19 protein-coding genes are annotated in these 25559 nt (G+C 61.7%); 10 read left to right on the top strand and 9 right to left on the bottom strand.

The features are described from left to right. Window positions 1-59 precede the first annotated feature (59 nt). Window positions 60-1304 (bottom strand): type II toxin-antitoxin system HipA family toxin, encoded by a 1245-nt coding sequence (locus BLW25_RS20900; RefSeq protein WP_092903775.1) that lies wholly within the window; start codon window positions 1302-1304, stop codon window positions 60-62. Next, on the bottom strand, window positions 1301-1615 hold the full coding sequence (locus tag BLW25_RS20895) for a helix-turn-helix domain-containing protein (protein ID WP_092903773.1): 315 nt from the start codon (window positions 1613-1615) through the stop codon (window positions 1301-1303). The genes BLW25_RS20900 and BLW25_RS20895 overlap by 4 nt, the downstream gene beginning before the upstream one ends. Before the next feature lie 295 nt (window positions 1616-1910). On the opposite strand from BLW25_RS20895, the gene repA reads away from it, so the two are divergent. The 3 genes from repA (at window position 1911) to repC (ending at window position 5287) form a co-directional block, all read left to right on the top strand. Next, entirely contained in the window at window positions 1911-3101 is a 1191-nt protein-coding gene (repA, locus tag BLW25_RS20890; protein ID WP_092903771.1) for a plasmid partitioning protein RepA, read from the top strand. A 1-nt stretch (window position 3102) separates the two neighbouring features. Continuing rightward, entirely contained in the window at window positions 3103-4053 is a 951-nt protein-coding gene (gene repB / locus BLW25_RS20885) for a plasmid partitioning protein RepB (RefSeq protein ID WP_092903769.1), read from the top strand. Between the two features lie 148 nt (window positions 4054-4201). Beyond that, window positions 4202-5287 (top strand): replication initiation protein RepC, encoded by a 1086-nt coding sequence (repC, locus tag BLW25_RS20880; protein WP_143040579.1) that lies wholly within the window; start codon window positions 4202-4204, stop codon window positions 5285-5287. A gap of 443 nt (window positions 5288-5730) precedes the next feature. On the opposite strand, the gene BLW25_RS20875 is transcribed toward repC, so the two are convergent. Next, window positions 5731-6693 carry a GlxA family transcriptional regulator gene (locus BLW25_RS20875; RefSeq protein WP_253188610.1) on the bottom strand — a complete coding sequence of 321 codons (963 nt, stop codon included), beginning with the start codon at window positions 6691-6693 and terminating at the stop codon, window positions 5731-5733. Window positions 6694-6878: 185 nt separating this feature from the next. On the opposite strand from BLW25_RS20875, the gene BLW25_RS20870 reads away from it, so the two are divergent. From BLW25_RS20870 to BLW25_RS20850, 5 genes are read left to right on the top strand one after another with little or no spacing between them, the layout of a single operon-like run. After that, window positions 6879-7682, top strand: a complete 804-nt coding sequence (locus tag BLW25_RS20870; protein WP_092903762.1) for a transporter substrate-binding domain-containing protein — start codon at window positions 6879-6881, stop codon at window positions 7680-7682. A 56-nt stretch (window positions 7683-7738) separates the two neighbouring features. After that, window positions 7739-8482, top strand: coding sequence for an amino acid ABC transporter permease (locus BLW25_RS20865; protein ID WP_092903760.1), 744 nt, complete (start codon window positions 7739-7741; stop codon window positions 8480-8482). 1 nt (window position 8483) lies between these two features. Next, a complete protein-coding gene (locus BLW25_RS20860; protein ID WP_216279455.1) occupies window positions 8484-9365 on the top strand; it encodes an amino acid ABC transporter permease in 882 nt (293 codons plus the stop codon). An 8-nt stretch (window positions 9366-9373) separates the two neighbouring features. Next, the gene (locus tag BLW25_RS20855) at window positions 9374-10135 is read left to right on the top strand and encodes an amino acid ABC transporter ATP-binding protein (protein WP_394328456.1); all 762 of its coding nucleotides are present in this window, start codon (window positions 9374-9376) and stop codon (window positions 10133-10135) included. 47 nt (window positions 10136-10182) lie between these two features. Then, the gene (locus tag BLW25_RS20850; protein ID WP_092903758.1) at window positions 10183-11568 is read left to right on the top strand and encodes an aspartate ammonia-lyase; all 1386 of its coding nucleotides are present in this window, start codon (window positions 10183-10185) and stop codon (window positions 11566-11568) included. Between the two features lie 428 nt (window positions 11569-11996). Here BLW25_RS20850 and BLW25_RS20845 read toward each other — a convergent pair whose 3' ends face one another. From BLW25_RS20845 to BLW25_RS20820, 6 genes are all read right to left on the bottom strand, one after another. Next, window positions 11997-12935 carry a diguanylate cyclase gene (locus BLW25_RS20845; RefSeq protein ID WP_216279454.1) on the bottom strand — a complete coding sequence of 313 codons (939 nt, stop codon included), beginning with the start codon at window positions 12933-12935 and terminating at the stop codon, window positions 11997-11999. Between the two features lie 16 nt (window positions 12936-12951). After that, complete coding sequence (locus BLW25_RS20840; protein WP_092903754.1) at window positions 12952-15831, bottom strand: response regulator; 2880 nt, start codon at window positions 15829-15831, stop codon at window positions 12952-12954. After that, window positions 15821-16354 carry a hypothetical protein gene (locus tag BLW25_RS24775; protein WP_216279453.1) on the bottom strand — a complete coding sequence of 178 codons (534 nt, stop codon included), beginning with the start codon at window positions 16352-16354 and terminating at the stop codon, window positions 15821-15823. The genes BLW25_RS20840 and BLW25_RS24775 overlap by 11 nt, the downstream gene beginning before the upstream one ends. 355 nt (window positions 16355-16709) lie before the next feature. After that, the gene (locus tag BLW25_RS20830) at window positions 16710-19259 is read right to left on the bottom strand and encodes a DUF3131 domain-containing protein (protein ID WP_092903752.1); all 2550 of its coding nucleotides are present in this window, start codon (window positions 19257-19259) and stop codon (window positions 16710-16712) included. Beyond that, a complete protein-coding gene (locus tag BLW25_RS20825) occupies window positions 19256-22726 on the bottom strand; it encodes a glycosyltransferase (RefSeq protein WP_092903750.1) in 3471 nt (1156 codons plus the stop codon). The genes BLW25_RS20830 and BLW25_RS20825 overlap by 4 nt, the downstream gene beginning before the upstream one ends. A gap of 3 nt (window positions 22727-22729) precedes the next feature. Beyond that, on the bottom strand, window positions 22730-23359 hold the full coding sequence (locus BLW25_RS20820; RefSeq protein ID WP_092903748.1) for a cadmium resistance transporter: 630 nt from the start codon (window positions 23357-23359) through the stop codon (window positions 22730-22732). 205 nt (window positions 23360-23564) lie between these two features. On the opposite strand from BLW25_RS20820, the gene BLW25_RS20815 reads away from it, so the two are divergent. After that, entirely contained in the window at window positions 23565-24263 is a 699-nt protein-coding gene (locus BLW25_RS20815; RefSeq protein ID WP_092903746.1) for a response regulator transcription factor, read from the top strand. Beyond that, window positions 24247-25542, top strand: a complete 1296-nt coding sequence (locus BLW25_RS20810; protein WP_092903744.1) for a sensor histidine kinase — start codon at window positions 24247-24249, stop codon at window positions 25540-25542. The genes BLW25_RS20815 and BLW25_RS20810 overlap by 17 nt, the downstream gene beginning before the upstream one ends. Window positions 25543-25559: the final 17 nt, after the last annotated feature.

Below are 25559 nucleotides of genomic sequence, written 5' to 3'. Positions count from 1 at the left end.
TCTTGCATTATCGGATGTATAGATGTAACGGCTACGATAGCGAACCAGCTATTGGCAATTCAGTCCCAGAGCCTGGCGGCAACAAGTGATGCGCCAATCATATCCTGCAAACCCGCCGGAACTTCTGCCGCCCGCGCGAAGCTGGGCCAGAGCGCGCAAGCATCGCTGACTTCAGCAATCAGGTCCCGCGCTCTGCCTGGTCTCAGCCCGGCGGCTTCTGCCACACGGGCCATTGCGGACCGACCAGGATACCGCCCCTCCCCTGCAATCAACATGCTGTGCTCCCCGCCCGGGCCTGCGCTGAAGCTCAGATCATAGGCAGGAGAGAGGCGCCATTCACCGTCGCTGTTCATAAGAAAAGCATGATTTTTCAAATGGTCATCCCGGTTCATGGCCAGAATGTTGAACACCATCCGCCGGTACATTTCTTCGACAGCACGCCGGTCGCGGGTCAGAACCGAGACCATTTTCAGCAATTGCCGATAGTCGAACCCCATTGCGCTGCGAAAATCTGTCTCGAGCAACGCCGCTGCCGTCTGCATATGCAACCGCTGATGACCGTCGCGGTCAAACCGGTCCGTCACAAAGAAGGCTTCGCCAGACTGCGCGCGCAGGACGTCGACCCGCGCAATCTCAATCCCTGCGGCCCGGGCCATTGCAGCATAAGCCGCTTCCGCCTCAACCGAACCGGGAGGATCCAGTTTCGCCCGTCGCTTGATCAGGACCTGACGCCATCCCTTTCGCCATTTTTTGCGGTGGCTGCGCAGTTGCGTGCCCTGCTCTGCCAGCTGCGCGACAAATTTCGGCCGTGCCCCCTGAGAGCCCCCCGCCATATGGCGCAGCCGCTCCAGATCATCGAGCGCAATGCCGTGATCCAGTTCAGGCACAAGCCTGTCGAACCAGTCGAGACTGATCTCCTCTTCCGGCTGATGCGGGTGTTCAGGACGATAGACCATCGCCCCCATCCCATCTGTCCCGACCAGCGCCAGTCGTTCCAGATCGGTCAATTCCACGCGGCTCACGCCACGTGCGGCAAGTTCACGGTCGATCAGCAATCGGCCCCAGCCATCAGGCAGGCTGTCCCCGAACAGCGCCGGAAGATCGCCAAAGGCCCGCTGCTGCGGCCTCAGCAGCGCGTTATAACTTTTGATGCGCAGCGGTGAGAGCGGCAGGGAGCGGGAAGAAAAGTCCGGATCCCATTCTGCCACCGCATGTCGCGCCCGCGCATCCCAGCCCAACTGCGCCACCGGGATTTCCGTTCGGCCATCAAAACAAAGGAAAGCGCGCAAGCGGATTGATGTCATCTGGCAGATCCCGGCTTGCGGCCTGCCCGTTGCGGAACATGGGCCTGCCGCTCAATCTCAGAAAGGTTGCGCGGTTCGGGCATTGGAAACAGCGATAAGAACCCTTCAAGCACGGCCATCGCCTCTGCAATGGCAAGGAGAGACGTCAGTGAAATCTCGCCCGAAGTTTCAAATCGTTTCAGACTGCCCAAGGACACGCCAGAGCGGGCGGCGAGGTCAGCCTGGCTCCAGCCAAGCAGAAGACGTCGCTGACGCGCCGCCTGACGCATCGAATCCCTAACTTCAGCAGATGTCTCAAGACCGATGAACATTTTATAGCCAATATATTAGTCATTATCATATTTTGTCGCATTAAAGGCTAATATATTATTCACTAGTTGCAAGACATCTAATGCTTGTCAAACCTGGGAACACCGGACCAGACCAGAGCGCCCTACTCTCTTCAGACCCTTTTCCTGGCACATGGGCCATGTGAGATCGCTATATATAGTGCATTCCGCCCTTGCCAGAATCTGTAACAACTGCCAAAGCTACAAAAGAACGCATGAGCAGGATAAATCTCCGCCTGGCGTTCCTACGACAAATAGTCCCGAAAAGGGTGAGCAGATGTCAGACGAACGGATCGATCAGCGCATTCAGGCTATGGCACACCGCCTCAGCCGATCTCTTGACGCAAACATGCGCCGTTCCTTCCTGCCCGACCAGCAGAAAGAACTGCGCCGCTTCAGTGCCGCAGAAGCCGCCGACCTGATCGGCATTTCCCAGGATCATCTGCGCAAACAGTTTTTCAACGAAAAACTTGACCTTGATGTCGACACGGACAGTCGTGGCCGCCGTTTTTACACAGCGGTGCAGGTTGATCAGGCGCGCCACGCAATCGCTCAGGACAGCCGGGCCAGGCGGTTCCAGTTCCTCGTGCCGGGTCGCCGCGACGGCGACAGGCTTCAGATCATTTCGGTGGCGAATTTCAAAGGCGGCGCCGGCAAGACAACGACGGCCATTCACCTTGCGCAAAAGCTTGCGCTGGACGGGTATCGCGTCCTGGCGGTCGATCTGGATCCGCAGGCCTCGCTGACCACCATGTTCGGCGTCCGCCCCGAGATCGAGCTGGCTGAAACCGGCACGGTCTATGACGCCCTGCGCTATGACGACCCCCTGCCCTTCGCCAGCGTTCTGCGAAAGACCTATTTCCACAATCTTGATCTGGCGCCGGCCGGGCTCTTGCTCTCGGAATTCGAGACCGAGACCGCGCATGCTTTGCAGAACAATACCCAGCCCCCCTTCTACCAGCGTCTCGCGATCTGCCTCGCGGATGTCGAAAGCCTCTATGATGTCGTTGTCATCGATTGTCCGCCGCAGCTTGGCTTCATTACGCTGTCGGCCCTGGTTGCCTCGACATCGCTGATCGTGACAGTGGTGCCAAGCATGCTGGATGTTGCCTCGATGGCGCAATTCCTGCAGCTCACCGCGAGCCTGATGGCGACCATCGCTCAGGTCGGCGCAAGCCCGAACTGGGATTTCATGAAATTCCTGATCACGCGTTTCGAGCCAAATGACGGGCCACAGACCCAGATGGCGGCCTTCCTGCGCACCATGTTCACCGATGAGGTGCTGACCCGCACTTTCCTCAAATCCTCGGCGGTCTCGGATGCAGGGCTGACACAGCAAACGCTGTTCGAGGCCAATCGCAGCGATTTCACCCGGCAAACCTATGATCGGGCCATCGAAAGCATCACCGGTGTCGTCGATGAGATTGAGGGCCTGATCCAATCCGCCTGGGGCAGGAAGGAAGTGTAAGTTGGCACGCAAAATTACATTCCATGTCAGCCCTGACGAAGTGGCCGATCCCGATACCGCGGCCAAACCGGCCCCTGCCCTTGCCGGCATGGCGCGTTCCCTGCAGGCCGCTGCAGCCGCCAGTGTGCGCGACCTTGATGTCGCCCTGATCGAGGACAGCCCACATCAGGACCGGCTTGAAATTGACCCGGATGAAATCGCCGAACTCGCGCAGAGCATTCGCCAGAACGGCCAGCTGGTGCCGATCCTGGTCAGCCCCCTGCCCGCAGGCCGGTTTCGCATCGTCTATGGCCGGCGGCGTCTTCTAGCCCTGCGTCAGCTTGGCCAGGTGGCAAAAGCCCTTGTCCGGGACCTGAGCGATGACCAGGCGATTATCGCGCAAGGTCAGGAAAACAGCGCCCGCAAGGATCTGAGTTTTATCGAAAAAGCCGCCTTTGCAGGTCAGCTGATGGCCGAAGGCAAGTCAGATGATCTGATCGCGGATGCGCTGAACATCGACCAGAAGGCCCGTGCCAATGGTGACAAGCTCACCAATCTGTCGCGGATCCGGCAGGTCATTCAGCGCATCTCTCCTGACCTGATCCGCGCCATTGGCGCCGCCCCCGGTTTTGGCAGGGATCGCTGGTATAGCCTCGCGCAAGATATTGAAAAAGCAGGGTTTCCGCCCGGAAACCAGACAGATTTCATCAAAGCGGCAGAGGCAAGGAAAGGCACCAGCGACGACCGTTTTGCAGCGGTCGAGCGGGCGATTCCGTCGAAAGCAAAAGCACCGCCACAGGCAAAGCCTCAGGTGCTGGCCACCGAAGCGCCCGCCATCGTGAAAACAACGGCCCTTAAGGCGACCATCACCGTCTCGATCACAACGGCAAAAGACCTGCATGCCTGGATCAGAAAGAACCCTCAGGCCGCGATTGACGCGTTGCTCGAGGCACAAGCGAAATCGAAGCAGTAAGAGAAAGGAGAACGGCCGGAAAAGGAAAAAGCCTCTCGAGTGAACCCGAGAGGCCTTAAGCTACAAAAAGGGCGCCAACCCTGTCCACAGCATTTTCACACCTCGGACTGTAGCTCAAGGCTTCTGCCCCCGCAACACCGCAATCGCGGTGAACGAACTTTTGTGCCTTGCGCAAAATGAACTGACCGCATCTGCGGATCAGACCAGGAGGGTTTTGCTGTTCGCCGGACGCGTTCCTGATGGTCAGAATGCCATGAAAGCAGCACTCATCCAGAATCATGATCCTCGCTGGACAATTCTTGCCCAGATCCAGACGGCGCGCGAAGCCATCGGCATCAGGCCAAGAAGTCTGACCGTTCTGCGCGGGCTTCTGAGTTTCGTTACCCCCGCAAAATGGCATGCTGGTGAACTGATCGTGTTCCCCTCTAATCGGGCGCTGCAAGAACGGTGCGACGCCATGGATGAACGCACGCTTCGCCGTCATCTGGCCCATCTCTGCGCCGCTGGAGTGATCCAGCGCAAGTTGAGCCCCAATCGCAAGCGCTACGCCGTTCGTGACGTAACGGGCGCGATGATGATGTGCTACGGCTTTGATCTGAGCGGGCTTAAGGCGCATGCGGAACGTATCGCCGCACTGGCAGAGGACGCAAAACAACAGACCCTGCGGTTGCGGTCACTCCGCTCTGTCCTTCGGCATCTCCTCTGGGAAAGTCAGTCCTCCGATGCCGAGATGCACAAGCTTTTGCGCAACAAAACATCCACCGAAGAGCTTGAATCCGCGATCGAAGCCCTGCGTAATACACCTCAGATGACCGACAGCCACGGCCAGAATGACCTGCATATTCAGAATTCTGATAAAGAAATAATTGAAGAATCTACGCCCTCTTCGATTACAGAAGCTATTACGGCATCCGACTGCGCAGATGCTGCCAAAAGCGCCGTCGAACTCTCGCCGACGCCCGTTCAGACCTGGTCAGACCTCGAGAATCTTGCTGAGACACTTGCTCCGGCATTGGGTCTCAAGTCGGATCTTCAGAAAAACGCCAGGCAAAGTCTTGGACCAAAAGGATATACCCTGGCCGTCCTTGGTCTGGTTCAGGCTTTCGAGCGTATCAAGAATGTGCCGCGCTATCTTGCGACATTGAGTCAGAAGGCTGAGAACGGAGAGATCAATATCCTGAAAATGTTCAGATCCCTGACCAGAAGCCATCGGTTTCCGGCCGGAAACCAATAAATTCAACTTGTTACGGGAGATCAGAGGTTGAACATAACGGTTTCCGGGTCCGTGCAAAGAATGCCAGGCGAATCTGACTCTCTGTCCAAAGCCTATTTCTAGGAAACAGCAGATCAGAATGCAACGAGGATGGAGTTTACGGAAAGGGTTTCTCTGCGCCTTGCGCCCGGCCTTTGACCATTCGACCGCCGGAACCGTGACCGGGTGACTTCGTGATAATGTTAAGTGCCCTAGTCGAACTGAGAAAAGTAGATCACGGGCCTTCAACGAGACTGGCCACAGCAGGACGCGCGTTTTGATTTGGCGAGTAAGGCTAAAAGCTGCTGGATCGGATCGGCTGACGCCGAAATAGCTGACGGGGCAGGGCAGAGAAGTCACAGCCTGTGCCGTCGGGACGACCGTAAAGGCAGTCGCCGCGGTTTCTGCGGCTCATGCATCAGGCGCTATCCAGGCACAGTGGCTGCAGTGCGCCTTTCGCTGGGGTTCATTCCGAAGCGACGCAGGAAGGCGCGGCTGAAATTAGACTGACTGGAATAGCCTGTCGCATAGGCCACCTGGCCGATCGGCAGCCGGGTTTGCCGCAAAAGCTCATCGGCCTTGTCGAGCCGGATTGCGCTGTAATGATCCATAACCGAAACGCCCAGATCCCGCCGAAACTGGCGCTGCATCTGCCGGCTGCTCAACCCCGACAGGCGGGCAAGCTGTCCCAGCGGCAAGGGATCGGCGATGTGGTCTTCCATCAGGCGGGTCGCGGCAAAGACCGCCGGCAGTAGCCGGGCTTCTGTCTCCACGCTGCCACGCTGTGCCGCGTCCGGCGTGCGGATGGTGGTGTAGATGAAGCGCCGACTGACCGAGTCCGCCAGGGCATGGCCGTGCTGCGAGCGGATCAGCGCATGCATCATGTCAAGGCCAGCGACGCCCCCCGCGCAGGTGGCGCGGTCGCGATCCAGCACGAAAAGCCGCTGTTCGATCAGCAGATCGGGGGCCAGTTCGCGCAGAGAGTCGGCATATTCCCAGTGGACAGCGATGCGTCGCCTGTCCAGCAATCCGGCCCGCGCCAGCAACACGACCCCGCCGGAAATCCCGCCAAGCGGTACGCCGCGCCGGGCTGCCTGGCGCAGAAACCCTGTGCAGTCCGGGATGTCGAGAGCGAAGGGATTGCCGCCTGCGACGATAAACAGATAGTCGAGATCGGGTGGTGATGCGGCAAGGGCAATGGTGTCGAACCATGCCCCGCAAGAGGCCCGAACCGGCCCGCCCTGCGCCGAGAGAAAGACGTAGTCGTAAAGCTGTCTTCCTGACATCTGATTGGCCGAGCGGAGCGGATCCACGGAAGAGGCCATCGACATCAACGCGAAATCATTGATCAGGACGAAGCCATATCTCTCGGTTGTGCCTCGTGTCACTCCTCGTTAACCTGTCCGTAAATGACAACAAAATGTCTGTTCGGGAGTATTTTCGCAGCTTTGGCCCGATCAGAATAGGGTGATTCTTCAAGCCCCCGATCTCGGGCCAGGCGAGAGACATAAGACAGATACCGGGCGACAGACCTGGAGCAGCCAAACCGGACATTGATCCACGGGAGTGACGAATGAAAAAATCGCTGAAAATCGCGCTGACGGCTTTGCTTGCCAGCACCGGGCTCGCCTCGGCTGACACGCTGGACAAGATCGCCGGCGCCGGCAAGATCGTGGTCGGCGTCAAGAACGATTACCGCCCCTGGGGCTATCTGGATGCGTCTGGCAAAATCGTCGGGCTTGAGATCGACCTTGCGCAAGACATCGCGACCCGCCTTGGCGTCGAGCTTGAGCTGGTGCCGGTTGTGGCGTCGAACCGGATGGAATTCCTGCAACAGGGCCGGATCGACCTGATCATCGCGACGCTGGGCGACAATCCGCAGCGCCGTGAGGTGGTCGGCATGATCGAGCCGAACTATTACGCGGGCGGCGCGAATGTGCTGGCACCCAAGGCGAATGGCCTGAAAGAATGGTCGGATCTGGAAGGCAAGGAACTTTGCGGCATTCAGGGCAGCTATTACCTGCGCGAGATCACCCAGAAATACAAAGCCAATATCGTGGCCTTCGCGGGCGTTCCCGAGGCAACCGCCGCACTGACCAATGGCAGCTGCGTCGGCATCGCCTATGATAACACCTGGATCGAAAGCCAGCTGGCCTCGGAAGCGGTCTGGGCCGATTACGAGATGCCCTTCGTCACCGAACAGATGCAGCCCTGGGCCATCGCCGTGCCGCTGGCAGAGTTGAACGGCCCATACGGGCAGAAGATCAGCGAGATCGTCACTGACTGGCACAAGACGCGCTTCCTGATCGACGGCAATGAGCGCTATGGCATCGCTCCCGCTCCGTTCTTCGAAGAGCAATACGAAAAGTTCAAATAACCGCTCTGATCCCGCCGGCCCTGTAGCGGGGCCGGCCTTTTCCCGGGGAGTTGGCGGTGGAAACTGTCGAGACGTTTTTCCAGTGGCTCCGCCAGAGCTACGGGCTCAAGATCACAATTGGCTATGACGCCTGGGACCGGGCACAGTTCCTTGGCGGGTTGTGGATGACGGTCAAACTCTCGGTGCTGTCGATCATCTTCTCGCTGATCATCGGCATGATCGGCGCTTTTGCCCAGGGGTCGAAATACCTGATCCTGCGCGCGCCGGTCGGGCTGTTTGTAACCTTTTTCCGCAATACGCCACCGCTGGTGCAGCTTTACTTCTTCTTCTTCGCGCTTGGCTCGGTCTTGAGGGTGACGGGTGAAACCGGGCTCAGCACGCCGATGATCTCTGCCTTTGCCTGGGCGGTGATTTCGCTCTCGCTCTTTGCGGGTGCGCTGAATACCGAGATCTTTCGCTCTGGCATCGACGCCGTGCCGCGCTCCACCATCGAGGCGTCAGAGGCGCTCGGCTTCACGCGGTTTCAGACCTATCTTTATGTGGTACTGCCGCTGGCGCTCAGGATCTCACTGCCATCGCTGGGCACCAATCTGGTGAACCTCGTTAAAACCACCTCGCTTGCCTATGCGATTGCTGTGCCAGAGCTTTTATACGCCGCCGCACAGATCTGGTCGGAACAGCTGAATGTGCGCGAAATGATGACCGTTCTTCTGCTGACCTATATCCTGCTGGTCGCGGTCCTTGTCTGGATCCTTGGTCGCTGGGAAAAGGCGCTGCGCATCCCCGGATATGGAGTCTGACATGTGGCTGCGCCCGATCCCCGAACCCGACCGTCGCGTGCCCGGTCACATGGATGTGCTGCTGCCACGCCGCATCCATGTCGCGCCCGCGCTGAACTGGCGGGAGACACTCTTTAACCCGCTGACCCTGACCCTCGTCTTCGCCTGCCTGATCGCCAGTGTGATCGGCACCGCCTGGGCGCAGGGCACCCAGCCGGGTCAGGCCTCGATTCCTTCGGTCCTGCTGAAATGGACGCCTCTGCTGGCCCAGGGCTTTGGCTATAATATCCTGATCTCTGTGCTTTCCATGGCGATCGGCACCGTGCTTGGTGTGCTTTTGGGCATCCTTCAGGTTTCGCCGGTCATGGTGATCCGCAAGCTGGCCTGGCTGGTGACACAGTTCTTCCGCAACTCGCCCTGGCTGGTGCTTTTGTTCTACGCGATCCTCCTGATTCCGTTCCAGGTGACGCTGTTTGGCGTGACGATGCCCTTTCCCGGCTGGCTGAAGGCGGTGATCGGACTGTCGCTGCCGGTGATGGCCTATATGTCGGAATATGTGCGCGGCGCGATCCAGTCGGTACCGTCGGGGCAGTGGGAGAGCGCGGAATCGCTTGGCTTCTCGCGCGGCCAGACCATGCGGATGGTGATCCTGCCACAGACGGTAAAACGTATCCTGCCGAACTGGATGAACCTTTACGCGGTGCTGACCATGGCCACGCCGCTGGTCTCGATCATCGGGGTCGATGACATCATGGGCTATACCCGTTCGGCGCTTTCGGCCGAAGGGCGGCCCGATGTGCTGATCCCGATGTATCTCTATGTGCTGTGCTGGTTCTTTATCTATTGCTACCCGATCAGCCTGATGACCTCGCGGCTGGAACGCCGCTATTCCGTGAAACTCTGAGAGGGCTGATGGCCATGACCGACGTGAAATGGACAGAAGACCAGCCCATCGTCTCCCTGAAAGACGTACGGAAATCCTATGGCTCGGTGCCGGTGCTGAACGGGATCAGCCTTGATATCATGAAGGGCGAGGTGATCTGCATCATTGGCCCCTCGGGCTCGGGAAAGTCCACGCTGATCCGCTGCATCAATGCGCTGAACGACATACAGGGCGGCTCGATCCGGGTTGAGGGCCTGGAAGTGCATGACCCGAAGCTCGACAAGCTCGCGCTTCGCAAAAAGGTCGGGATGGTGTTCCAGCAATATAACCTCTTTCCGCATAAGACCGCGCTGCAGAATGTCATGATGGCACCTGTGAAAGTGCTGAAGGAAAACCCCGCCGAGGTCGAAAAACGCGCCCGCGCGCTGATCCGCAAAGTCCGGCTCGAGGGCAAGGAGAACAGCTATCCGGGCGAACTGTCCGGCGGCCAGCAGCAGCGTGTCGCCATTGCCCGCAGCCTGGCGATGCGCCCCGACATCATGCTCTTTGACGAGGTGACCGCAGCGCTGGACCCGGAAACGGTGAAAGAAGTGCTGGTGACAATCAAGGATCTCGCGGCCGAGGGCATGACCTGCATCCTTGTGACCCATGAGATGGGCTTTGCCCGTGAGGTCGCGGACCATATCTATTTTACCGACAAGGGCGTCATCGTCGAACATGGGCCCCCTGCCGGGTTCTTCGCCAATCCGACCGACCCGCGCACGCGGCAGTTCCTTTCCCAGGTGCTCTGAGCGTCCGCCCCCGACCTTTATCCACTGATCAGACAGGATGACCGAGCATGGCTCGTATTGAAACCGATGGCCTTGGCCCGCGCGAACTTCCCGATACGGCGCTTTATGGCGTGAACACGCTGCGCGGCTCCGAAAACTCCGCGCTTGGCAGCGAGCGGATCGGCGATCACCCGCGCTTCGTGAACGGCCTTGCGGCGATCAAGAAAGCGGCGGCACAGGCCAATCGCGACATCGGTGTGCTGCAGCCCGATCTCGCGGCGGCGATCATTGCCGCCTGTGATGAACTGCTGGCGGGCAGGCATCATGAGCAGTTCATCATCGACATCATGGAAGGCTCGGGCGGCACCTCGATCAATATGAACGCGAATGAGGTTATCGCCAACCGTGCCTTGCAGATCCTCGGGCACGAGGCCGGAGATTACGCCAGCCTGCACCCCAATGACCATGTGAACCACGGGCAATCGACGAATGACGTCGTGCCATCAGCGCTGAAACTGGCGGTCTATGACGCCACTCTGCCCCTGGTTCAGGCGCTGAACCATCTCGCCGATGCTTTTGCGGAGCGCGCCACTGCTTTCGCCGATGTGCTGAAAATCGGGCGCACCTGCATGCAGGCGGCGCAGCCAATGACGCTGGGCCAGGAATTCGGCGGCTATGCCAGCGCCGTGCGCCGTCAGGCGGCAAAGATCGCAGCAGCGTCATCCGATCTTCTGACCCTGCCGCTTGGCGGCAGCGCCATCGGCACCGGACTGGGCTCTGACCCGGGCTATCCGGCGGCGCTTTATGCCAATCTCAGCGCCAATCTGGGCCTGCCTTTGCTCCGCGCTGACAATCCGTTTGACGCGATGCAGAATTCAGACACCTTTGCCCGCGTCTCTTCTGAGATCCGCATCGCCGGCGAAACCATCGCCAAGATCGCGCATGACCTGATCCTGATCTCATCGGACCCGCAAACCGGCATTGGTGAGATCCGCCTTCCTGCGGTGCAGCCCGGCTCCTCGATCATGCCCGGCAAGATCAACCCGGTCCTGCCAATGCTGGTGCAGCAGCTTGCCTTCGCGCTGGCCGGAAACGATCAGAGCGTGGCGCTGGCCTCGATGGCCGGCCAGCTTGAGATCAATCATTTCGAGCCGGTAATCGCCTCACGCCTCTTTGAAAGTTGCCGTCTTCTGACCAATGGCAGCCGGCTTTTCGCTGATAAATGCATCAGCGGCATCGAGGCCCGTCCCGAACGCGCGCTGGAACTGCTGCTGAACTCACCCGCACTGGCCACGGTGATGGTCGCGGAACTGGGCTATACCCAGGTTTCGGCAATTGTGAAGCAGGCGGATAAGGAAGGTGTCCCCTTCGTGGATGTCATGATCGCCAAAGGCCTGATGAGCCGGGAAGGGGTTATGGACAGACTGCGCGCGGCCGTCGTGCCCGTTCGTTGATCGCCGCAAAAATTCAATGCGGCGCCTGAGGCGGATCGCGCCTGTCACATGCGACCCTTGGGTCGGGTGGCGCTGATCGGGTGCACCTGCCGTGTTGCAGAAATCAGCTGACAGCCGAGCTTCGGCTCTCCCGGATCGGACGTATCGCACGGCCTTTTTTGCGCCCCCCCGCGACCGGTGGCGCTCGGCAGTGATCCACTTCCACATCGGGGCGCAGATTCTCGCCGACCAATGGCGATCACCTGGTCCACATGAACCGCTTCAATTTGCCCGGCACCGCCGGGATCGAATAGGTGGCATGAACTCAGCGGGGCAGGGGGGCTGCTGGCTCAAGAGGTGATCTCGACAACAATGCCCATAGGGTTCGACATGCTGCCAGACCGCTGCAATGATTGATCTGCGGGGTCTTTCTTCGGTTGAACCTGTGCTCAGCTCTCGCCGGAAATAGTGATCGCAGCCACCCGATCCCGGCCTTCCGATTTCGCGATATAGAGCTGACGGTCGGCTGCCTCGATCCATTCCTTCATCGAAAGCCTGGTATCGGTGCGCCCTGAGGCGATGCCGATACTCAGCGTCACCCAGGGGCTGACCATTGATTTCTCGTGGGGGATCTGCAGCTGATGCACCTGGGCGCGGATATTGCCCGCAATGACCAGCGCCTCTTCGGGGGCGGTATCGGGAAGCACGCAGGCAAATTCCTCGCCGCCATAGCGCGCCGAAAAGCCTGCCGCCGCCTTGACCGCCCGGTTGAGGGCCGAGGCGATCATATGAATGCACTGATCGCCGCTCTGATGGCCATAGGCATCGTTGAACAGCTTGAAGAAATCAATGTCGATCATGATCACCGAAAGCCAGCTTTCCGAGCTGGCCCGGCGTTGCAATGCATCCTGCATCAGCTGATCCAGCTTGCGCCGGTTGTGCAGCCCGGTCAGCGCATCGGTCACCGCGATCTCGGCCAGATTGTCGCGCAGAGTCTTCAGCTCGATATGGTTTTTCACGCGGTTGCGCAGCACCACCGGATGGATGGGCTTTGTGACATAATCGATGGCCCCCAGCGAAAGGCCGCGCACCTCATCCTCGGTATCACCCAGCCCGGTGGTGAAGATCACCGGAATATCCGAGAGCAGCGGGTCGCGTTTGAGGATGGAGCAGACTTCGAACCCCTGCATCCCCGGCATCACCACATCCAGCAGCACGAGGTCGGGCAGGGTCAGTTGCATCACCTCCAGCGCCTGCTCGCCCGAGGTGGCAAAGCAGATCTCATAATCATCCCCGAGCGCCGCATTCATGATCTCGATATTGGAGATATCGTCATCGACGATCAGAACAACGGCTTTACGGGGCTCGCGCTCCTGTGGCGTGGTCACGGCTTTCTTCCCATTCTCAGCTTTGTGCTTCGGCGGAGGCTTTCTCCGATCCGGATCCGGCGTCCTGCCCGGACATTTCCAGCTCGCGCAGCGCAGTGGCATAATCCAGCCTGTCCAGCGCGAGGCGCAGCGGATGGGCGGCGATGGCTTCGGCGGGCAGGCCAAGCGCTCCGGCCCAGGCCGCAAAACCGGCGCGGGCGCTCAGGCTGCGTTTGATCAGCTGCTCGTGGAGCGTCGCGCGCCGTGCCTCAATCTCAGCTGCACTGGCCGGAGCCACCGGTGCTGCCCCGTCTCGCGCTGCGACGGTAGTGCCGCTCAGCCCGCGCGCGGCGGCGACTGCCGGTTCCAGCCATGCCGCGATGCGGGCAATATAGGGGGCGGCCTCGTGCTCCCTGGGGGTTCCCTCTTTCAGCGCCCGCTCCATCTCGGCGGCAGCCTGTTGCAGATCCGGCAATTCCAGCGAACCGGCAAGCCCTTTCAGCGTATGGGCGGTGCGGCGGGCATCATCATATTTCCCCTCGGCCAGCAGACGGCCCAGCTCATCGGGCACACTGGCCTGGCTGTCGGCAAAGCTCAGGATCAGCCGGCGCAGGAGCGGGCGTTTGCCATTCACCCGTTCCAGTGCGCGGGCAATGCCGAAAGGCGGCAGATTGTCGGGCAGGTCATCCCCCGCCGGTGCGACCACTGTGACACTGACCGGGGCAGGGCCCGGGTTCACCGGTTTCAGCCAGCGGTTCAGCGCTGCCAGCAGCACCGGCGGCTCGACCGGTTTGGCAACATGGTCATTCATTCCTGCCGCCATGCAGCGGTCTTTCTCATCAGCATAGGCATGAGCCGTCATCGCGACGATCGGCAGTTCTGCGGCGCTGCGATCCTTGCGGATGCGGATTGTCGCCTCGATTCCGTCCATGATCGGCATTTGCAGATCCATCAGGACCATCGCATAGCTGTCGCCCTGGCGCGCGACCTGTTCCACCGCCTGCAAGCCGTTCTCAACGGCATCGACCCGCAACCCGGCATCGGTCAGGAGTTCAATCGCGATTTCGCGGTTGATCTCATTATCCTCGACCAAGAGCACGCGCTGGCCGCGCAAGGCGGGTTCGACCTGGGGTACGCCATCGATACGGGGATTTGCCTTTTGGGCACGATCCTGCGCCGATCCCGCCAGCCGGTTGCGGAACAGATCCTCGAGCGTCGTGATCACAGCGCGGGGTTGCAACGGCTTTGTCAGATAGCCGGCATGGCCATAGCCATCGATTTCGCTGGTGAACCGGTCCGAGCCATAAGCGGTGACGACCACCATTTTCGGTTTGGCCCGGATATAGGCATCCTGGCTGATCGCCCGCACCGCCTCCAGCCCGTCCATGCCGGGCATCTTCCAGTCGATCAGTACCAGCTCATAGGGTTTTCCGGCCCCGTCCGCCGCCTGCAGCCGGCTGATCGCCTCGCTGGCCGAGACCGCGACATCGGCCCTCATTCCCCATTGGTTGAACAGCTCTTCGATCAGCTGACGCGAGGCGGGGTTGTCGTCGACGCCGAGGATACGCAGATCGCGCAGGCCGCAATCGGGGACCACATCCTGCGACACCATACCCGAGACGGGGTCGAAATGCACCGTGAAGCTGAAGGTTGTCCCTTCCCATTGCCGGCTTCGCACAGTGATGTCGCCGCCCATCAGCCCGACGATCTGCCGGCTGATCGCAAGCCCAAGCCCCGTGCCACCGAAGCGGCGCGTCATGGTATTATCGGCCTGGGTGAAAGAGGTGAAAAGGTTCTTCTGCTGTTCGGGCGACATGCCGATACCGGTATCGATGATCTCGACCAGCATGCTCACCCGGTCATCGTCACCATCCCCGACAGGCGCCTCGGCGCGGGTGCGCACGGTGACAGAGCCCTGTTCGGTAAATTTCACCGCATTGCTGACCAGGTTCAGGATCACCTGACCAAAGCGCAATCCGTCGCCCATCACCTCGCGCGGGATGCCGGGGTCTTTCTGCACCTCAAGGCGAACGCCTTTGCTTTCGGCGTCGACCAGCACCATCTGCAACTGCTGTTCGATCACGGCATGGGGATTGAACGGCGCAGCCTCCAGCGTAAGCTTGCCCGCCTCGTTCTTCGAGAAGTCGAGAATGTCATTGATCAGCCGCAGGAGCGTGGTGCCGGCATCACTGATCTTTTGCACATAATCCAGCTGGCGGGCATTCATCTCGGTGCGCTGCATCAGATGGCAAAAGCCCAGCACCGCATTCAGTGGCGTGCGGATCTCATGGCTCATATTGGCAACGAACATCGATTTGGCCTGATTGGCCTTTTCCGCCTCGGTCGTGCGCTGCTTCAGTTCGGCATTGGCGGTCAGAATTTCCTGGTTCATGTCGCGGATCCGCTCGAATGCGGCGCTGATCATCCGCGCCAGCCAGACCAGGACAATAGTCTGGAAGGCCACGATCGCCGCATGCAGCAGCACCCGCGCCAGATCGGCATTGGCAGGGAAGACCGCGTAGGGCAGCAGATAGACCAGCACCAGGTGATGCAGGGCGACCGCGACCGCCGCCATCAGGATCGGGCGCGCATCGAACCAGGCGATGGTCAGCGCCAGCATGGCAAAGAAATACATATGCATATCCATCTGCCAGGCATGACCGCGCAGCAGAAAGACCAGCAATGCCGGCTCCGCCATCAGCGCCACAGATGAGATATAGCGGGTGCTCAGCGCGATGCCGTTGCGGGCATAGCTGAGGTGATAGGTTCCGGCGATCCCCACGCCGGCAAGCCCGGCCCAGAGCCAGCTATGCCCGTTGAGTGCCGCCACCACCGCCAGGAGTGGCGCATGGAGCCAGAGCAGGCCGATCAGAAAACGGCCAAATTTTTCGCGCAGCAATGTCAGCTCATACTGCATCAGAGGAATCCTGCCTGTTGGTCTGATCTTGAATGGTTTTCTGGAATGCAGGCCCTGCACTGGCCCGGCCTGCCTGCATGCTGGTCTGTTCCGGCGTGCCGCAGCCAAGGGCGCGTGGCGCGGGAAAGACCAGCCATGCACCGGCTGCGCGCAGGTCATCGGCAAAGCCCGGCCGGTCGGAAGCCGCAACGATCACATTGCTGAACCCCCCTCCGGCCAGCAGTGCTCCGTCAGCGCGGGTGACCAGATGAACGGCTGCCTGCCAGGGCGGGCTGACGACCACGAATTGTCCCTCGACTCCATCCGCAAGCAGGCTCGCAAATGCGAGACCACCGAGCCCCGCAAACAGCAGCAGCCCGGCAGGGATCAGCGCGGCCAGACCTCCGCTTGCGGATCCGTCATCGGGGTGAAGTTGCAGATCTCCGGGCTCAGCTGTATCCGGGGCGCCACCCGGTGACACGGCACGCTGGTCTGAAAGCTCACCGCCGGACCGGAAGTCTCTGATCTTAAGCCATGCCCTCATGATCCGGCAAAATCCTGTTAAGCGTGTTATTGGCTATTTCTACTCAACTATTAAATGTTAATGGCGGGGAAAGGCAATCCACCCGGGGAGCCACTTCGACAAACGACCGGGAGGGTGACGAACCGCCTCACGTCGTCCCGCCCTGACGGGCCGGTGCCGGGCTTTGCCAGGCTGAGCCTCCGACAGAAGCATCTCACGGCGCAGAAATCGAACCTGACGCGGCCTGAGCGATATGGAGCATGTCGGTGAAATCCCCCGCCCGACGCAGGAGCGCGAGTGGTCATCGGGGATCGCAGATCATGCTAAACTGTTCCATCGATGCCGATCATGGTCACATCAACAGCGCCATCCTGACCTAAGATTGGTCAGCGAACATTCGGCAAATCGCTGTCAGGATGACAGCATTTGTGTTCAGATCTGTATAGCCCTCCGTCGATTGTCCGTCTGCTACGAAAATAGCAGAATCGAAGCCACCCGCGCGCCTGGCCTTCTGCCGCACCTGCGCAGTCAGCTTTGCGCTGTCAGTGTCGGGCCGCACCGCATGCAGCAGATAGGCAGCCTTTGAACTGGTCGCGCGCAGCCTGGCCAGAAAGCCGCTGTCATAGACAGTCGTATCGGCGAAGCCCGCAGTGACCATCCAGGGCTCAGGATCCGTGCGCAGCCGGAAGCCCTGATAGGTGAACCAGGGCACCTGGTTCACGGGCGATTCTGAGGGCGCAACCGGATGGCCATAATCTGCCGCTGCATCGCGCAAAAGCGCGCTCAGGCAATCGGCGAGCGTCAGCGCACAACGCTCGGGCCCGATTTCGAGCAGATGCAGGAAAGTGGGTTCGATCCCGAGCGGGCCGAACTGCTCGACCAGACGCAGCAATGCAATCTGCTGGTCCGCATTGTCCTGCAGACGCAGGCTGTCAAAGGGCGAGGCCACGTCATAGGCCCATCGACGGAAACCGACCGCGACATAATCGGAATAATTCGAGCGATATTCATCGACAAAAGCACCATCGCGCCACGAATGCAGGTGGCGCTGCCTGAGGATGCTGGAGAAATCCCAGGAGGCGACCAGTGCGGCGACATCCGGCGGCGCCAGCCGGTACCGGCGCAACCGGTCCAGCGCCAGTAAAAGCCGCCCGGTGTCGAAGGCGTTGAACCGCGACGAGCCCTTGCCGGTCGACGAGCTGATCGTCTCGGGCGGCAGCCTGAGCGGCCCGTTTGCGGCCCGCGAGAGTGTCTTCAACAGGCGCTTGCAACGCGCCGAAAACTCCTCGGCCGCGATCAGTCCCAGATCTGCCGCCGCCATCAGCGCATTGATGTGGCTGCCGGCCTCCCACATCGTCAGCCGGTCCTGGACTGAGCCTGCGCCGCCCCCGGTCTGTACCGTTGCCGGGCAGAGGCCGGTGGTCCGGTTGGTGAGGCCGCTGAAATAGGACCACGCCGCCCGGGCATCCTCCATCAGATCGTGTGCGTCACCATAGCGCGACGGGTCTGGCCGCCCTGCTTCTGTGCCAGCGCTCAGGCGAAGGCCGCGGGCGCGCAGAACCGCAGGCAGAAACGGGTCACGCGGCAGCAGATCTGCCGCCAGCGCGGGCAGGGTGGTCAGATGGTTCCCCGGCAGCACCCGCAATTTCGTGATCATGCGCAGGAGCGCCGCGCGGGCATAATCGCTGCGAATTGCCGCCGGGCTGACAGTGATCACGCCCTCGCAGGACAGCGGGAAATCTGTTGCAAGCGCTTCTGCACTCTCACTTTCGGTCCGGACGGACAAAAGGACTGGCAGCATCTGCATGGCCTGGGCGTTCAGCCCGAAGCTGTCGGCCCTTGCCGATGCCAGTCCGACAGGGATGCCGGCGCCAGCTCCTGCCTGCAGCCGCCAGCCTGACGCCTCGCCAGCGCCGTTCTGATCGAGCCGGGAAAGATGGGATGGCGAAGGGTGGCGAAGGCCAGGATTTGTCAACTCCATCCAGCACAGGCCTGTCGGTCTTTCTGCCGTGTCGGACAGGGGCAGATCGGGGCCTTTGCTATACGGGATCTCTGCCCTGGTCAGCATCCGGGCAAAGACCTCCAGCGCAGCGGCATCTTCTTCCAGCCGGGGATCGGGCTCAAACAGATGCAGAGCCAGCCGCCGCCGAAAGCCCGCATGGTTGCGCAGTGCCACCTCGCTGGCCAACAGGCTGACGCGCCGGGCTGATGTCGTCTCCTCGCGCAGCTGATGCGAGAAGGCGCTCAGCCCTGCGACGATGGCCGCAGGAGTCGCAGTCCCAGCCTCAGGGGCGCTGAAAACCAGATGGCGATACTGCCCGAGATGGCGGCGGGCGAATACGGTGCCCGCATCCGGGAAGCCAAGGGGCTCGCCACCGGTGACAACCAGAACATCTTGCGGGCTCCCGGTCACGCGCACGGGTGCTGCCACCGCGGGCAGGACCAGCAGGGTGCGAAACCCCGCGCCGGCAAGCACCGCTGTATCACCTTCCGCAATAGGCCCGGAGCAGGCCAGCACCGTGCAAAACGGCGGCGCTTCCGGCATGAGCCGATGCAGCGCCTGCCGGGCCATAAAGCCCTGGCGCGCGATATCATAGGGCGGCAGATCCCCAGGACGACCGCAGCGCGCTGCCAGCCCAATCAGGCCAGGGAAGCGTCTGGTATAGTTGCTGACAAGAGTAAAGATTTCGCCATTGGCCTGCGGATCCATGCCCTCCTCACCCGCAGCAGGCACCAGATTGACCGGGATCATGGCGGCGGTCAGCAGATCGAGCACGGCCGAAAGCCCCGCCGGATCGGTTCTGTGGCCGATGTCGCGGATCGAGACCAGCAGCCGTCGTGGATCGGCAGAGGCGGTTTTCTGGGCGGCCGCCGGCAAGGGCAGCGCGGAAGCAGCCAGAAGCCCGAGCATTCTGCGGCGTTTCATGGTGCCTGCACCCCTGCCTGGCTCTCAAGTCCGCGTCGGCGCAGCTTGTTCCACTGGCTGAGCCTGCCGGTCAGCGCGGCCCAGAGCGCGCGATAGACCGTGATACAGAGCAGCGGGCGATAGAGCAGGTTCATCAGTGGCACCAGCAGGGCCAGCCGGAGCGGGCTGCGCCTGTCACAGCGCAGCGCGATGACCGCCGCGAGAAAATCCATCAGCTGAACCATCAGAAAAAGCAGCAGTGCCAGACCCATCCCGACCGGGATCTGCACCGGGTTGCCCGCCGACCAGTCTGCAAAGACGCTGGCGGCAAAGGCCACGAGGGTGAGGTCGGCGATCGGCGCCAGAACCGGCACCACGAAGCCGAACAGCAGCATATCCAGCATCGAAGACGATCTGCGCGGGCCAAGGTCTGCCCCCGCGCGGCGGTGTCTCCAGATGGCCTGCAGATTGCCCAGCGTCCAGCGCAGCCGCTGTTTCATCAGCGATGCGATATCGGCGGGGGCCTCGGTCGCGGCACGGGCCTCTTCGGAATAGGCGACACGATAGCCGCCCCGTCGTAAAAGGATGGTCAGATCGGTATCCTCGGCAAGTGTCTCCCCGGAAAAGCCCCCGGCATTTCGCACGATGTCGGTACGCCAGGCCCCGAGTGCGCCCGGCACCACCATGATGGCATCCAGATGTTCCTGTGCCCGGCGGGTGATCTGCTGCGAGACGATATATTCGATATTCTGGAACCGGGTCAGCAGACCGCGACGATTGCCCACCGTAACGGTCCCGGCCACCGCCCCGACCTGGGGGTCGGAAAAGGGCTTTACCAATGCCCTGATCGCCCCGGGATCAATTCGCGTATCGGCATCAAGGCAAATAGTGACCGGCGTTTCAGAAAGCGCAAAGCCGCGGTTCAGCGCGCTCCATTTGCCCTGGTTCGGCTGGGTGATCAGCGTGACATCCGGCCTGGTGCCAAAGGCGGCCTGCAGCACCGCTGCGGTCCGGTCCGATGACCCGTCATCCACCACGATGCAGTGCAGCCGGGGATAATCGCTTGCCAGCACCGAACGCAGCGTCGCGACAATCACCGCTTCTTCATTATAGGCGGGGACGATGACGGTAACCGGCGGAGGGGGCGCAAAATCGCTGGGGTAGCTGGCGATGCGGCGCCAGGCCAGCAAGAAATATAGCAGATTGCGCAGGAAACTGATGCAAAGGCAGAGCCAGAGCGCCAGGACGGCGAATTGCATCAGCCCGCCGATCAACCTGATTGACGCTGTCTTGACCGGGGTGGTGGCCCAGGGCGCTTCGGGCATCATCGCGGCCGTATCCAGCCCCAGCAGCGCGGGGACCGGCACGATCTGATAGCCCCTTTCGCGCAGCGCCGGGATCAGCAGATCGACGGCGGCGGTGGTATGCATGCCCTGGCTGCGCCCGTCATGCAGCACAATCACATTGCCACCGGTGGTTTCCAGGTCGCTCAGCACCTCGGCCACGATCTCTTCGGCGCCAAGACCGGCCCAGTCGGGGGGCACAATATCGCTGCCGACCACTATATGGCCTTCCTCGCCGATCATCCCGAACACCTGGGCTTCTGAGAGATCCAGCGGCCCCGGACCGCGCACATAGGGCGGGCGGTAAAGCAAGGGCGTGGCCCCGGTCAGCCCCTCGATCACCATCCGGTTCGAGCGGATCTCGGTGCGGGCGCGCAAAGGTCCAATCGCATCCATATGAGGATGGCGGAAGGTGTGTGAGCCGATGATATGTCCCTCGGCGATGGCCCGCGTCAGCAGGCCAGGCGCCACCATGGCGGATTGCCCGACCACGAAAAAGGTCGCCGGCGCATCATGGCGCCGCAGCACGTCAAGAATCTTCGTGGTGGCAACCTGGTCAGGCCCGTCATCAAAGGTCAGCGCGATCTGCGGCCCCGATGATGTGCCGAAGCGCCCCATCGTCACCGGCTCCGGCGTCACCAGATAGTCCTGGCCGACGATCATGCCGCTGCTTTCTTCCAGCTGCACCTTGCGCAACCCTGTTCGCGGCGGCTGCCCGAAGCTGTAGAAAGAGCCGGTCCCGGTATAGATGACGCGATCCGGAAATGTCGGGCGCAAATAGTCATCTCCGACCGTCGCCGCCGGCCAGCGCGCGAGCGCGTCCCAGAAGGCCGGTTCTTCGTCGCCGGGGCTGGCCAGGCCGATGCCGGCAATGCCCAGATCATCCAGCGTCTTGACCGCGTTATAGGCCGAGGCCGCGTCCAGCATCCAGATCTGATGCCGGGCTCCTGAGGCGTCGGCAAATTCGGCATAGCTGTTCAGCGCGGTCGGAGAAAAGCGGATCTCAGCCCCGGCCCCGGCAATGCGGTGCATCGCCTCGGCGAGGCTCAGCCGCTCTGGCCCGGCCCTCCCGGACACCCAGTCCTCGGCATGGCCGCCAAGCGCGATCACCAGCTTTTTCTGCCCGACAAGGCTGCGCATTTCCCGGGCCTCGCTGCGGAACCAGTCCTGTGGCGCGAGCGGCGCCGGAACAGACCCCATCCAGGGCTCGTGGAACAGAGTGACAACGACGGTATCGAACAGGGCGGTGACGGTCTTTTCGGCCCATTGCCGCGAGCCTGCATCCGTGATGAGGCAACGGGTCATTCCGGCGGCGTGGGCGGCGTCTGAAAATTCGTGCAGAAAAGGCAGCGCAGCTTTCAGCTCTGCGCCGCTGACACCCCGCAGCCGCAGACAAAGCCCATCGGCGCCGTTCCCGGCGGCGCTGGTGAGCATCGCCTGAACCAGACCAGGGCGGGCCTCGGCCTTTGTAATCCGATCCAGAAATGCCCGCGGCTCCAGCGTGCCGCCCGCGCTGAAAACCGGCAGGAATGTCAGCTCTTTTCCCCGGGCCGCCCGTATCGAGGCGACCGTTTCCGTCAATTCCGTATCGAGGCTGGCTGCCTCCACCCGCAGCGCATCGGCATCAATCTCAAACCACTCCGGCAGGATGGCATCGATCAGTCCGCAATGCCTTTCAAGCGGCAGAAAGGCATTGTCGAGATACATCGGCAGGATCGCATAGATCCGCCTGGCACTGTGCTGCGTCTCTGTGGCTGAGGCCATTGCGGCGCCAAAAATCGGCTGCGCCGGACGGCATCGTCCGCGCTGGCCGGTTTGCGGGTCTGGATCAGCGGTCGCATCTGCCAGCGCCTGGACGGTTTGCAGTTCCGGATGTGGACCCCCCCGCGCCGCCCCGGCGAGACGGGGAGCGGTCTCGCCTTGCGCGCGCATCTGCTCCGGGCTGTGCTCGGATCCGGGCTGCAGGGCGAGGACAAACAGCGTCGCCAGCCAGAGCAACAGTGCCAGCAATCCGAAGCGGAAGATCCGGCGCCAGCTGCGATGACGCGATCCGCTGCGGTCCTGGAATACAGGTTCGCCCGGCTCGGGAGGCGGCATCAGCTTTCCGGCGGGCGGCGGCAAAAAGGCGTCACGGGTCTGGCTCATGTATTAAAATACGCCACGCTCTCCCTGCCGGGGATATCCCGCCGATACCCCGTCCCAGAGAACACACAGACCAATCAGGATCAGCACATAGGGCAGCAGCAATTCGCCATATCTGCGGATCGGCCGGCCGATCGCCGGATGACGGACCAACCAGAAGGCCAGCGCGGACCAAAGCGCTGTCATAAGCAGAAAACTCAGGATGATGATGCCTGTTGCAGCCCCTGACTTAAGCGCGAATACCGGCGCATAGGCGCTGATATTGTCACCGCCATTGGCCAGCATGACCAACGAAACTGCGCCAATATTGCTGAGCACCGCCGCGCGTGGGCGCGCAATGCCGCCGCTGGCATCCGGAACGTCCAGGCGACGCTGGCACAGTTTGTAAACCCCGATCCCGATCGGCAGCAGCCCCAGCAGTCCCACATGGCCGTCGGTCAGCGCCAGCACACCACCCGCAACCAGCAGGCTTGCAAGGATCAGCAGCGCCATACTGGCAAACTGAGCGGCGAGGACCTCCGCCACCCGCAGGCGACGGTCGGCGAAGAACCCTGTAAGAAGAATCAAATTGTCGACATTGGTGGCCGCGAACAGCGGTATGGCGAGCGCAACGAGCGCCAGAATTTCAGAACTCATACCAGTCTCACCTGTGTCGGATCCGTCGCGGGCCGGCCTGCCGCAGGCCCGGAACTCTATCGGTCTTGGCTGACAGGAACCTGATAGGCTTGCCTGAGGCCGCCGAGTTCGGCACAGGGTCTGAGACTGTCAGCGCCTGATCAGCTTTGGCGGTCAGGATCGGGGCAGAGGCAAAGCCGGGGCAGGCTGCGCAAAGGGAGGCGGAATGCGGGTTTTGCTGGTCGAGGATAACCGGGATCTGGCCGCCATGGTTGCTGACCATCTGAGACGGGCTGGCTTCGTGGTCGATCACACTCCGGGCGGTGTGGAAGCGCAGCATATGCTGGCGATCTCCACCTATCAGGCGATGGTGCTCGACCTCGGGCTTGCCGATGGTGACGGTCTCAACCTGCTGACGGCGTTGCGGCGCGGCGGGCAGAATGCCGGCATTCCGGTAATCATCCTGACCGCCCGCGACGGGGTGGAAAGCAAGGTCACCGGGCTGAATGCCGGCGCGGATGATTATGTGGTAAAGCCCTTCAGCCTGACCGAACTGGAGGCCCGTCTGCGGGCCGTGCTGCGCCGTCCGGGTGCGCGGCAATCGATCTTGCTGCAATTCGGCGATCTGCTCTTTGAGCCCGCGGCGATGTCCGTGCGTGTCTCAGGCGTAACGCTCGATCTGGCCCGTAAGGAATATGCACTGCTCGAAGAGATGATCCGCGCGGCGCCCGGTGTTGTGATCAAGGACAGCATCGAGGACAGGCTTTACTCGCTGGACGAGCCGGTGACCCCGAATGCCGTCGAGGCCATCGTTTCCCGTCTGCGCAAAAAACTGGCGGGGACGCCGACTTCGGTGCGGATTGAGACCCTGCGCGGTCTTGGCTACCGGCTGACACTCGGGGGGACGAATGCGCCGGATCAATAGTCTTCGCAGCCGTCTGATCCTGGTGATGGCGGCGGTATTCACCCTCGGCGTGGTGAATGTGGCGATCTATCTTCTGGATCTGGACAATGATGTCCGCGACCATGTGTTCCGCGAACAGATCGAGATCCTGCTGGCAGGACTGCCGCAGCCACCGGAACCGGACGACATTGCCCGTCTGCCGCATCACTTCTCAGCATCCGACTGGCGCTATGCGCTCTATGGGGCGGATGGCAGGCTGATCGCCCATAGCCCGGCGGCGCAGCCTGCCCTTGAGTTCATTCCCCCCTCTGGCCGCCCCGATCAGATCCCCTCCACGATGGCAGTGCGGGCAGTCGGCGCTGATAAGGTGCTGATATTAGGACGTAATGACTGGGCGGAATGCGAAGAGCTCTGCCAGATTTTCCGTGACCGCATGGCCGGTTCTGCGTTGGTGATTGCGATTCTGGCGCTGATCAGCCTGGTCTCGATCCGGATGCTGTCGGACTGGGCGCTTGGTTCGGTACACCGGGCTGCCGCGCTGGCCGCGACCATCAGCAAATCCACCCCTGATCGCCGCATCCCGCTGGAAGAGCTGCCCGTCGAGATCCTGCCGCTCGCCCGCTCGGCCAATATCGCCCTCGCCCGGCTGGCCGAGGCCTATGCGATGGAGAAACGCTTTACGGCAGATGCGGCGCATGAGCTGCGCACGCCGCTTGCGGTGCTGGATCTGCGGCTGCAAAATGCGGAAATGGGCGCAAAGCCAGACTGGCAGGCCATTCGCCATGATATGGACCAGATGCGCCACCTGCTGCAGCAATTGCTCGATCTGGCGCGGCTTGATCATGAAAACAGTGTCGGAACCGCAGAGGTCCCGGTGGCGGTGGCGCGTATTCTGCGCGATGCCGCCGCCGACATGTTGCCGGCCTGTGAGGCAGCCGGGCGCGCGCTGACGCTGACCCTCAGCGAGGGGCTGATGCTTGCGCGCGGCGGCGGGCAGCTGCGCCAGGCGGTTCGCAGCCTGCTCGACAATGCGCTGAAACATGGCCGGGGCCGGCTGACGCTGTCTTTGCAGGCTCTGCCGGACAATCGCGCTGTCATCCGCGTCTCGGATGAAGGGCCCGCCCCACCGGCAGCCGAAGCCGAGCTGTTGTTTGACCGCTTTCGCAAGGGGCGGCAAAGCGAGGGCGGCACTGGCCTCGGCCTTGCCATCGTGCGTCAGGCGATGGCCAATCTCGGCGGCACCGCGACCATGGCGCAGAACGGGACTTTCTGTGTCGAGCTGATGCTGCCGCTGTCCTGATCCCGCGCGGCCCAGGG

Origin of the sequence: Rhodobacter sp. 24-YEA-8, assembly GCF_900105075.1 — a bacterium.
Classification (GTDB): domain Bacteria; phylum Pseudomonadota; class Alphaproteobacteria; order Rhodobacterales; family Rhodobacteraceae; genus Pseudogemmobacter.
Note: the sequence above shows the minus strand (reverse complement) of the source record. Positions and strands in the feature narration are given on the sequence as shown.